This is a genomic window from Ferruginibacter albus (genome assembly GCF_020042285.1).
GTDB lineage: Bacteria > Bacteroidota > Bacteroidia > Chitinophagales > Chitinophagaceae > Ferruginibacter > Ferruginibacter albus.
Window position 1 is genome coordinate 1,786,208 of record NZ_CP083388.1, and the last position, 11,932, is coordinate 1,798,139.

Sequence of the window (11,932 nt, forward strand, 5' to 3'; positions counted from 1 at the left end):
AGTTTGGCATTCAGATATACTAGAGACAAATTAGGATTTTGTTGTTGTCTGAGACATTAATTTTTATGACAGTTAATGGTCCGGGTAGTAATAGTGCCGGGGCTAGTGTTGCTAAAGAAAAAAAATTTGCTAAAAACAAAGCCCGGTTCTTTAGAAACCGGGCCTTTATTTTGTGTTATGTATTCTATGTAACCATAACAAGCAATCGTTGAGTGCAAAATAACAACTGTTACAATACCACCCAAATTTTTTGTTAAATTATCGTATTATTATTGGTTGATATTTGTCATGCTTATTTTCCTGCTTTAATAAAACCAGTACTTACTGTTTTTCCATCAGTCATTAATTTAATTATGTATTTGCCTGCCGGCCAATTCGTTGCGTTTATGGATTGCTGGTAGTTACCTTTTTGTAAATAGCTATCAGCTGTTTTATTTACGATTTGTCCTTGTGAATTATAAACAAACAAACGAATATGCGCTGCAAACGGTAATGAATAACCGATCGTTGTTGAACGGGTAACAGGATTTGGATATACAGACATGTTTAAATCATTATCAGTATTAAACCTTACGCTAATAATATTGCTGTAGCTGATCTTCCCATCTATATCTATTTGTTGTAAACGATATTGGTATGTTTGTCCTGAAATTATCCCAGCATCTGTAAAAGAATAATTGTTCGTAATGCTGCTATTACTTGAGCCTTTAATAAAACCAATATTCTGCCATTGATCACTACCAATTAGAGTGCGTTCAACGTCCCAGCCTTTATTATTTGTTTCGTTTGTTGCTGTCCATTTTAATGCAGCAGCTGAATTGTTAACTGCAACCCCGGTAAAGGAAACCAATTTTACGGGAACAGGCGTTTCAATTGCTATTTCATTTAAGTAAACTTCCAGCATGGTATAACCCGAACCATCAACAGTGTTTCTGTCTGTTTCATCATTTGGATTTAATGAATGAGCTGTTTCCCAATCATCCGGCATTCCATCATGATCAGTGTCTGTCGGAACATCATACGTATTATAAATAGGCCATCCACCAACAGCTAAAGGATCATCAATAATACCCTTAGCGGTTCCAAAATATCCACTTCCGGTAGCCGTACCCATTAATACTTCATTGGTAATACGTCTATCAATAGTATCTCTTTTAGGACGAATAGCGCCTGCATTCGCCAATACAGAATCAAATGCATCAGAAGCAGTTTGCAACGGCAATGGTATGGCGATAGGAAATTCTGTGGTTGATTTTAAATTTGCCTGGCTGTCTACGGGGTTTTTCGATATATCAACACCTGTCCAATTATCACTTGTTTTAGATGGACTGTTGATCATGGTATTACCGGTAATATACCAATGCCCGATCGGGTTAGGAGAGGTATAATAGCATTGAACAAACTTTAAGGTACTTGGCGTTGCAGGTCCCGGCTTGTAATAATTATTTACCATATTTACGTTAGAGACGCCGCCATTAATTTCTACTTCACCGCCATAACACGAACTCGATGTTCCCCAGTTGTAAATAACGTTATTTCTATAATCGACCAATGCAACGGTGTCATGCGCTCTCGAACCGTCAAAGCGTGCTGTACGACTTGCCTGGTCTGCAATTAAATTATGATGATACGAGGCATATTGTCCGCCCCAAACACCGCAATAAGCACGCAAGCCTTTTGGATGATTAGCATTGTATAATCCTTCGCTTATGATACTCCATTGCACTGTTGTGTTTTTATTATCATAGATCGCCAAGCATTCTTCGTTTGCCCAGCTTATCGAACAATGATCAACTATTACATTTTCATAATTCTCTACATCCAATCCATAGGTAACAAAAGAACTGGTAGGGGTACCATTCACATCACGGGGAATGCCGCTTCTGAAACGCATGTAACGAACAATTACATTTTTACGACGAGGCCCCCAATAAAATTGTTCTCCACCTGTGGCGCCATTAATCAGTACCGAATGATCGGCAGTGCAAATACCATCACCGGGTGCTGTTTGCCCCGCAATGGTTAGATTATCTCTTTTAATTTTCAGATCGCTTTTTAAATGAATAACACCGGACACTTTGAATACGATAGTTAGCGGTTCAAATCTTGTGATAGGATATTTAGGATTCAGCGCATCTTTATAGACAGAATCGATGGTTACATATTGATCCAATGCCCAGCGCAAACTACCTGCTACAGAATCTTCCAGCGTAGTTACTTCAACCAGTTTACCGCCACGTCCGCCGGTGGAATATTTACCAAAGCCTTCGGCTCCGGGAAATGCTATTTGTTGTGCTGATACTATAAAAGAGAAAAAGATTGCAAAGCTGCAAAGCAATAGTTCTTTCTTCATGGCAAGTAGTTGTGATTACAAATGTAATAATTAGCAACTGCCATATTGTAAGAAACAATGCAAACGTTTCCGTCGGAGATCGATCATCAATTAATTAGACTGGAGCTTAATTCTCTGCTGATGGTTCTATAATCTGTTTTATTAATACGAAAGAAGAAACTGTCAAATGTTATGCAATAGAAATTGCAAATCTATACCCATCTAATTGTCTGCTATAGTAACTGAGTATTGGTAAGCAAACGTATTACGAGTCATTCTTTTGAAAATAGGAATAAGGGTAAGAATTATTACAACTGTACAACAAACATAGGTGTCATTGAACCAGCCATCATTGCTTAGGTTGCAAAAAAAGTTGGCACCCTGTTGCACCATATTAGTGGCAGCAAAAAGTGTTGCAGATTCATTACAAATTAAAATGCCGACTTTCCCATACGGAGTATTTAAAGGCTTATCATGTTCTTTACTATTGCTACAATAAATCCTTTGCTTGAACTGAAAGGTATTAACAGGTCACTTACAGGCGTTTCGATAAAACTTAATAAATATTGCTTATCATACATATTACTGCAAAAAAAGTATTCCTGAAATAACAGGAACTAACCAAAAACTTTTTTCTAGCCTTAACATATTCAATTGTCTGAATTTAAAAGAGGCTATTTCAAAAGATGAAAAATTTCACGCAACTATACTAAAGACACAAAGTAAATACTAAAGAAAATCAATCATTGATTCTCTGTTTTCCTTTGCTTTTTGTGTGAAATAATAAGCTTTTGAGATAGCCTCAAAATTAAATTTTGGACTGTTATTCTACAATTACTTTAATAATGGTAGAAAATTCTTTCGATTTTATATTTAATAAATATACGCCAGGCTCTACTGCAGCCATATTCAATCTGTTGATTGCATTTGTTTGGATACTGCTGAATTTTTGTTGATGTACAATTTCCCCGCTTACTCTTGTCAAGAGCGTCTGTACATTAGTAATGCCTGCATTTGTTTTAAAACTTATAATACCTTTTGCAGGGTTTGGCGAAGCCATGGCAGTAATAGTAGTTTTAAAGTTCACCTGTTTTGTGACAGAAGTATAATATTGCCCGTCAATATCATTTTGTTTAATACGGTAGTAGTTAATGCCGTTCAATGGCTCCGCATCTATAAAGCTATAATTGTGTGCCACACTTGTAGTACCGTTTCCTTTTACTGTTCCAATTGCGCTCCAGGTATTAGCATCGCTGCTTCTTTCAACAGTAAAATCGGCACAGTTCTGCTCGGATGCTGTAGACCATTGTACAATATTCTTATTGCTATTGCCAGTTGCAGAGAAGCCGGTAAGGTTAACAGGAAGTGGAGTAAATGAGGTAGTTAAGGATGGGTTACCGTTTGTAGAAGAGCCAGTATTTGCCACCCTGAAATAGTATGTTTGATTATCCAGTGTACTTGCTGTGCCTAAGATAAACCATTCAAATTCAGTGGTGCGTTTAGAACTCAATACTAAGTAATATGATGTTGTGTTAATCATCGATACTCCGCCCGCATAGGTAGTAGCATTAGAACTGGGCAATTGCTTAGTAGTTGCTGCTTGATCGGTTACATAAGAATCTGATCCTGCAAGGTTAAAAGCTGCGGTTGGGTTATAGGCGCCAATACTGATCCAGGTAGCATTGTCTGTGGAGTATTGCAATTGTAAAGCTTGCTGAGAACCTGTAGCGGTAGAATAAATCTCAGTACGAATCCGCAATACATTTGTTGGTGAAGTATAATTAATAGCTGTAGTTTGGGCCCCACTCCAGGTTGCTGAAGTTTCCGATCCATCATCGTTGCGCCAACGCCAATAACCTTGGTTCATACCGGCAAAGGCACCTCCGCCTATTACTAATAAAATCAAAATAAAGTAAACTTTTTTCATGTTGTTAAGTTTTTTAATTGTTAGATAATGGTAAAATGAAAGTTTTTATTCTCTTAAACATATTACTACCTGTTTCTAATACATCTGCTTGTATTTTTTGCAACATCAAACGGAGTGTTGTTTATTTCAACTAAACTTGGTTAAAATAAATTGTTTGATACCAACCTTCAGATATGTACAAGCTCGCTTCATCGTGGATGGTTTGCAACTTTAGTAATCTGATAAAACAAGCATATTTTTAATCAGATTAAATGTTTATGTAAATGTACTAACATCAATTATTCGCAAGTATCAACAAAGCATATTTGAGTAAAAAAAGAGGTTGACAAATCTCAATTGATGGATTGTGAATTATAACAAGTCTATTAACTATCAATATGTTGATTGTGATTATCACCGGGATTAAGTAAGCCACTTTTGGGTTCGGAAAAAATCTTAATTACAATATTTGTCATTTATAGCATGGAAGAAGTGCAGGTAATAAACAACGCAAAAAAAATCTTTGGAGAAAAGAATATTAGGTCCACAAATTTTTATGACTTTTACTATGAAATGTAATGGAGATTATTATTAGGAATTTCTGTATTTATTACTACTGCTATTTCATTCGCTGCTTCTGCTATAGCAACCGAACACACTGCATTGTATTGGTCTATCTTGCGAATATGCGTATTGTCATTGATCCATTGCAGCTGATCTTCGAACATGGAGGAAACCAATTGCGCATACAAAGCATACTTCTGTATCTTATTGCCGGTATCCAGTTGTATCTTATAAGCAAAGCTGATTTCTTTAAAACGTGCAGTAGCTTGTTGCACTTTGCTAAAGCGATCGATGATTACTAAATCAGCAGTCGGAAATATTTTCTTTAAGCTTTTCAATTCTTCTTCAGTACAAACCGCTGTCATTTTTAGTCGTGTGGGCACCCATTCGTACAAAGTAATTTCGCCACGTTCAAATTGCAAACGCAATTCCTGCCGATCTAAAATTTTTGCTTGTTCAAAAGCATGATAAAAGTTTACCAACCCATTTGGGTATTGAACAATAGCCTGGTACTTATCCCATATTGTAGGATAACCTTTACGATTCATCTTTTGTGCGGCGATGACCTTGCCTTTCCCTAACCAACCTTCGAACATATCAAAAAAGTGTACACCATGTTCAATAAAAATTCCACCGCTTTTTGTTTCATCCCAAAACCAATGTGTTGGTGGCAGTACTTCATCGCAGGCATAATTTTCAAAAAAGCCATGCAAAAAATCGCCCAATATTTTTTGCTTTATCAATACATCAACAGCTGAATACAAAGGATTGTAACGCTGCATTAGATTTACTGTGTATAATAAATTCTTTTCTTCGGCAATTGTTTTTAATTCAAATGCATGAGCAGCAGTTAATGCAGCAGGCTTTTCGCAAATAACATGTTTACCGTTTAATAAAGCTGCTTTTGATTGTTCGTAATGTAAGTAGGGTGGCGTGCCAATATAAATAAGATCAATGTTTTTATCAAGAAGTAATTCTTTGGCAGAAGTATAGATTTTAGTAGTAGGTTGGATTTGTTTTAATAAAATGGCATTCTCCATATTTTCATCAAATACTCCATGAAGTTTTACATTCTTTGTTTTAATAAACTCACCCACAGCGAACCGGGCAAAATTTCCTGCGCCTAAAACGCCGATGTTGAATGGTTGTTTCATAGTAATAAGTTGAATGATAAATTACAAAGGCACAAAGACGAGGAGAGTAATTCGCTTGGTTTATTTCCTGTCGTGATAGTTTTGTAGTCTCATGTTAAACGATTGATGCCCTTGTGCCTTTGTAATTTTTTACTTTTTATAATGATAATCCACTACTATATTATTAACAAGCAATTTATTTCCTTGCATGGTTTGTTTTCCTGCAGCAGGAGCGAACACCAATACGGCCGAGGATTTTGCAGGGACAGTAATGCTGCATGTCTTAGTAATCTTACGTGCAACAAATTTTCCTTTAACTGTATTATAAATATCTTTTGCTGATGTTCCGTCAATACGAACAGTTATAGTTTTGGCAGCAGGATAGGGGTTGTAGTACAAATAAGTAGGATACGCTTCATCGTGAAAGAAATCGGTAGCTAATAAATTTAATTGTAAAATTCCTTCCACATTTGTTTTACGGATAATGCTTCCGAAGATGCCAACGTGCGCACTTCCATAAACACTAAACTGTGATTCAGTTGGATTTTTACCCGGTACCCACAACGGGCCGTCACCTTGTGCAACAGGCGCTGCCATATTCTCAAAACCTTTATAATCTGATTTTTTGATTATGCCTTCATACGCTATCACACCTTTTGTAACAGGTGATTCTTTAAAAGCAGTCTGATGATCGGCGGGCATATATTGCGGATAAAATAATTTGCAAACATTAGCAGCGTTCAGCATCCATTTGCCAATAGCAGTTGCATACGATTGGTCGTAACGAACCAACGGAACGATCGGCATTGCCATATCATATGTGTTCATTAAAAAGCCGTAGCCGCCTCTGTCTACGGTGCTTCCCACCATTCCATCAATATCAAAGCCATTCCAGTTGCCGGTTAACACGCCCCAGCCTTCACGACAAACAGCTGTTCCATTAAACGACCAATCCAGCATTTTGTGCGTATCAAAATTTTCATTCAACTCCGCATTGATACGTGCAGACAGGTAAGCGCCAAACGGCATGATGATCTCGTAAATAGGATTTATCTTTTGCGATTGCAATGCATGCAATGCATTGATAGCTCCTTTTAAATAGCGTTTATCTCCAAACTTTTTATACGCCATGTATAATACCCACGCATGCCCTGCAGCAACATCGGGCTGTGCACAGATCCAATTCTTCATGGGTTGCATCTTGCCATAATCAAAAAAAGAATAATTGTAGTCACCGTTTAAAATAGAATCAGCAGCATAGAATTTTTCTGCAATGCTTTTTGCTATTTCATCATAATGTGCAACGTTAGGATACTTATCATAAATAGAATAGAATAACATGTTCGGATAAACATCGTACCACCAATCCCTTCCATAACCACCGCCTAATAATGCTACTTCAGGACAAGTGTTGTTCATCATAATGTTCCAGCCGGTTTCTTTGTTGAAATAATTGATCAGCATTTGCGCATAGTTAATGCCTTTGGTTTTATCGATACCAACTAAAGTTGCTCCCAGCGTAGCGCCCATAGTTGCCAATCCTTCATGAAACATGCCTTTGTTATTCTGAGGGCCTTGTCTTGCATCCCCAATAGCAGTGTACATGCCAACTACGGGTTGAGGAAAGTTTTTATTGCTGCTGTCTATCCAAACCAATGGATAGAATTTTTCTTTTGCATTAAAATCAAAAACAGTTTTATCAAAATCCAGGGCCAGCTTTTTATAGTCTATTATTTTAAATGGTTTAGGCAGGTCCGGCATCTTGTTTACTGTAGCCAATTCTTGTTGTGCAACCTGTGCCAATAAAGTATTTGTAAATAAAATAGCTGCTATAAAAAGGAAATATGATTTCGTTATTCTCATTGTTCTTCTTTAATTATAATTTAAGAATGATACTTTAATGATTTAAATGCTGTCAGTCTGAGCTTGTCGAAGACGGGCGTATCTAAATCCCCCAAATATTTTCTTCTATCGGAACTCCAGATAGGTTATCCTACTGTTTCTCTTCAACTACAGTTAAAGCTACTTCAGCCTCTTTATTTTCTTCTTTAGTTATTTCAGAAGTGGATGAAATTTTATTACACGCTGCAATAATATTCTTACCAACAACAATTGATAGTAATTGAATAACTGCAATGATCAATATTGCATACCGCAAAGCAATATTATCTGAAATATTATATGCCAATAATAAGAAAGTAGTAGCGCCTAAAAACCTTCCTGCATATAACCCAAACTCATGATTCAATATGTATGCAAACTCTGTTCTGTTCTCAATTTTAGAAACCACATCAATTACTCTGAACTGTATAGGAAAATACGCTACATCCATTAAAGGACGGGCAACTAGTAATAACAGTACAAATATGACCACTCCTGTTTTATCAAACATGATGCAATTAAAAAAAGCACCTGCTGCAAACAATACCAATCCTAATGTAAATATTTTTATACGATGCTTTGGTGCAGAGAGCCGGCCTACCAAATAGATCATGAATGCTGCTATGATAGCACCAACGGATTGTGCGGTACCTAATGCGCCTTCTTTACCTAGTAGTTTCATAATAAGCATTGCCGGCGCCGTTACTATAAATCCCTGCGACAATCCTTTTAAAAGCGCCAGTATTAAAAGCTTATACCAAAGGGGGTTGAATTTTCTATATATAAATTTCTCTTTAGGAGGATTTGCAAATCTGCCTGTAAAGCAAATGATAGAAGCAATAATGGTTACTGCAATTACTGCAAATGAAATAGTCCGGTAAGCCCCATGCTTATCAATTTCTGCATTCGATTCAATAATCCAGCCGATAGAAATGGGAACTATTACCGCAATGATGGTATAGAAAAACGTTTCCAGCCCGTAGTAATAATTACGGTTATCATCGTTGGTAATTGCCAATGCCAGGTAATCACGATTCGCCCAATAAAAACCAAACGCAAATCCCATTATAATTCCTGCTGTACCTATACCTGTATTGGTAAGCTCATGTAACGACATCATTATAACCATTGATACACCACTTAGCAACATGCCTGCAGAAAACAAACCACGTATATTAAAAACTCTCAACAAAAAACCATTAAAAAAAAATGCAATTGGAATACCGGTATAAACAGTAAATTGATACAGTATAACCTTTGCCGGATCGTTCGATTGGCGCATTACAAATGCAGCAATAAAGATCTCGATCACCGGTAAAGTAAAAGCAAACACCAGGTTGGTTATAACCAACGTTTTGAAATCATGTGTTTGTTTTTTAAAATGATTTATTTCATTCATTAATTTAGTTAGCATGGCATGGTATTAATAATGAAAGAATTTCTTTTATAGAAAAATCGGCAGCACATACATATTCATCGGCAGCGCCGTAATAAACCGTTACAGTATCGCTATCTTCCTTAAGTATATGCCCGTTAGTGAAAACAACGTTTCCTAAAAATCCTTTGGTCTCATATTCTTCTGTAGGAATCATAATAGGAGCATCTGTTTGTGCTAACAATTTAGCAGGATCATTGGCGTCTAATAAAATGGCTCCCAAACAATATTGATGTTGTTTGTTAGCGCCGTGGTAAATAGCTAACAGTCCTTTGTCTGTTTTGATAGGAGCAGCCCCGGCACCCACTCTTGCACTGTCCCAATTATCTTGTCGTGTTCTTAATATGCATTGATGATTGCCCCAATGAATACCATCCGGCGATTCGGCTATCCATATATAATTTCCGCCAATTTCCGGACTGCTGGGGCGATGAAAAGCATAGAATTTATTGTTGATCTTTTCTTCAAAAATGGCGCAGTCTTTATTGTGCGGAGGAAATATCATTCCATGCGATGCAAAATTTTTCCAATCACTTGTGATCTTTAATCCTACGCCCACACCATTGCCTGAAACAGCAGTGAAGGTGAGATAATACTTGTTGTCAATTTGAGATACCCTGCAATCTTCAATACCAAATGCTTCCAGCTTACCCTTGCCCGTTAGTAATGGATAGCTTTCGGGATCGTAAAAGTGAATGCCGTCCTCGCTGCATAAAAGACGTAAGTGTGATAAGGTGGTGAGATAGTCGGCTCCTTTATAATTAATTACTCTTGGATCTGAATTTTTTAAAGCGGGATCATTCGTTGCGATCTCAATGATTTCATAATCTCCATTGGGTTTAATAATAGGAAAGGAGATGAGGTTTTCTTTTTGTACCGGGCGTTCTGCTACTCTAACCAATAACCATGTTTTTCCTTCATATCTAAAAGCACCGGGATTCAACAAGCAAGTAATTTCAAGTCCTTTGATACTTGGCTTTAGATCTTTGGGAGATAATAAAGGGTTTGCTGCAAATCGTTTGGCAATATCTTTTTTCATCTGATTCTAATATCGTCTGGTAATAAATGTGGAAGTAAAATGTAGTTGCAGCTTTAGAACCGTTTCCATGCTCTTTCCCTTTTATAGAGAAAGAGCTATGGATTCGGTAACTAAAAATGAAAACGCTGCTCTGCTATAAAAACAAACTTTAATTGCTATTAATAATCCGGGTTTTGTGCCATCGTTCCACCGGTTCCGTCAATTTCTGCCTGTGGAATAGGATATACCATGTTCTTGTCCTGGAAGTTTACACCAATACCTGTTAAGAATGTCTTGGCAATTCCCCAACGTTTTAAGTCGTTAAAGCGTTGGCTTTCGAAACCTAGTTCAGCTCTGCGTTCAGAGATCAGCCAGCCTCTAATAACAGCAGGGTCTGTGGTAGATACATCTCTGTCGGGCAATGTGCCAACAGGAGGTGTTCCGCCTGTTGCTGTTTGAGAAGTGCGTGCACGTTGTCTTATCTTATTAATGTAAGTAACAGCATTGCTGTAATCACTTGTTTGTAAATAGGCTTCTGCTTTCCAAAGCAATACATCAGCCCAACGGATATATATCTTATCGCTTGGCGCCTGGTCATTGCCCTTGTTGCTTGCATCTAATGTTCCTAATAATTTAAAGACATTCTTATTGGTAACATCAACTGTTAAACCAAAGCGTGGATCGTTTGCTTCAAAAGAATTAGTGAAATCAGTAGAAGGCGCAATAAAGCCCCATCCTAAAGGAGCACAGATGCCATTGCCTGCATCGGGTATTTTATTTGCCTGGTGATTGTATTGAAATATGTCTTCGTTCTCAGCAAACTTTTTTGTTTGGTCAAAGCAATCAAAATAATTGGTGTTCAGGCTGAAATATCCCAAGCCTTCCAACGTATTGATAGTAGTTATAACCGTTGACCATTGCTGATTGTACAAAGCAACTTTTGCCTGCATTGCCAACACAGCGCCTTTGGAAACACGCCATTGATCAGTAGCATCAGAATATTTGCCATCCGGCATTAGTGGTAAAGCGGCAGCAAGGTCGGCATTGATCTGTGTGGTTACATCTGCTTTTGGCGTACGTCCTGTAACAGAGTAGGCATCGCCTATTGTTTTAACAGGGATCAATATCATTGGTACATCACCAAAGTTATTGATCAGGTCGAAGTAATAAAAAGCTCTTAAATAATATACCTGGCCCAACATAAATCTCTTTTCATCATCACTAACGCCGATGCTTGTCATCAATGCATCGTCCGTTAGTTTGCCAATTGCTTTATTAGCTCTTGCAATACCGGTATAATCATATACCCATTGTCCGTAAAAGCCGGGATTATCTGCTGTAAAGCTAAAGTCAGCAAATTGATCCATCCATGCCTGATCGCCGTCGGGAGACCATTTCTTCAACATATCGCCGGAAGCAATATCCTGCAAAATAAAATCGTCGCGGAATACTGTGGCATGTGCCCAATCCCAGGTGCCCAATAGGTTCAATGTGTTGGACAATAGCTGATAGCTACCGGTTACCGAAGCTTCTACCGAGGTCTTTGTATCGGGTGCTTCTTCGGTTACGATACCGATAGGTGTTTTGTTTAGTTCTTTACTGCAGGATGCCAATGCGATCACTGCAACAACGAACAATATTTTACCAATTGATTTCATAATAA

At 37.6% G+C, this 11,932-nt stretch carries 7 protein-coding genes; all 7 read right to left on the reverse strand.

The window, feature by feature from the left end; genetic code table 11:
- Window positions 1-292: 292 nt before the first annotated feature.
- Complete coding sequence (locus tag K9M53_RS07995; RefSeq protein ID WP_224019107.1) at window positions 293-2,353, reverse strand: T9SS type A sorting domain-containing protein; 2,061 nt, start codon at window positions 2,351-2,353, stop codon at window positions 293-295.
- Between the two features lie 802 nt (window positions 2,354-3,155).
- Window positions 3,156-4,259 (reverse strand): T9SS type A sorting domain-containing protein, encoded by a 1,104-nt coding sequence (locus K9M53_RS08000; RefSeq protein ID WP_224019108.1) that lies wholly within the window; start codon window positions 4,257-4,259, stop codon window positions 3,156-3,158.
- 545 nt (window positions 4,260-4,804) lie between these two features.
- The gene (locus K9M53_RS08005; protein ID WP_224019109.1) at window positions 4,805-5,956 is read right to left on the reverse strand and encodes a Gfo/Idh/MocA family protein; all 1,152 of its coding nucleotides are present in this window, start codon (window positions 5,954-5,956) and stop codon (window positions 4,805-4,807) included.
- Window positions 5,957-6,085: 129 nt separating this feature from the next.
- A complete protein-coding gene (locus tag K9M53_RS08010) occupies window positions 6,086-7,798 on the reverse strand; it encodes a glycoside hydrolase family protein (protein ID WP_224019110.1) in 1,713 nt (570 codons plus the stop codon).
- A gap of 130 nt (window positions 7,799-7,928) precedes the next feature.
- A complete protein-coding gene (locus K9M53_RS08015) occupies window positions 7,929-9,230 on the reverse strand; it encodes an MFS transporter (protein WP_224019111.1) in 1,302 nt (433 codons plus the stop codon).
- Window positions 9,220-10,290 carry a glycoside hydrolase family 130 protein gene (locus tag K9M53_RS08020; protein ID WP_224019112.1) on the reverse strand — a complete coding sequence of 357 codons (1,071 nt, stop codon included), beginning with the start codon at window positions 10,288-10,290 and terminating at the stop codon, window positions 9,220-9,222. The genes K9M53_RS08015 and K9M53_RS08020 overlap by 11 nt, the downstream gene beginning before the upstream one ends.
- A 158-nt stretch (window positions 10,291-10,448) precedes the next feature.
- Complete coding sequence (locus K9M53_RS08025; protein WP_224019113.1) at window positions 10,449-11,927, reverse strand: RagB/SusD family nutrient uptake outer membrane protein; 1,479 nt, start codon at window positions 11,925-11,927, stop codon at window positions 10,449-10,451.
- Window positions 11,928-11,932 lie beyond the last annotated feature (5 nt).

Coding starts and splice junctions, on each gene's coding strand:
- K9M53_RS08020 (WP_224019112.1), bottom strand. CDS start 10,290: ATGAAAAAAGATATTGCCAAACGATTTGCAGCAAACCCTTTATTATCT.
- K9M53_RS07995 (WP_224019107.1), bottom strand. CDS start 2,353: ATGAAGAAAGAACTATTGCTTTGCAGCTTTGCAATCTTTTTCTCTTTT.
- K9M53_RS08010 (WP_224019110.1), bottom strand. CDS start 7,798: ATGAGAATAACGAAATCATATTTCCTTTTTATAGCAGCTATTTTATTT.
- K9M53_RS08005 (WP_224019109.1), bottom strand. CDS start 5,956: ATGAAACAACCATTCAACATCGGCGTTTTAGGCGCAGGAAATTTTGCC.
- K9M53_RS08025 (WP_224019113.1), bottom strand. CDS start 11,927: ATGAAATCAATTGGTAAAATATTGTTCGTTGTTGCAGTGATCGCATTG.
- K9M53_RS08015 (WP_224019111.1), bottom strand. CDS start 9,230: ATGCTAACTAAATTAATGAATGAAATAAATCATTTTAAAAAACAAACA.
- K9M53_RS08000 (WP_224019108.1), bottom strand. CDS start 4,259: ATGAAAAAAGTTTACTTTATTTTGATTTTATTAGTAATAGGCGGAGGT.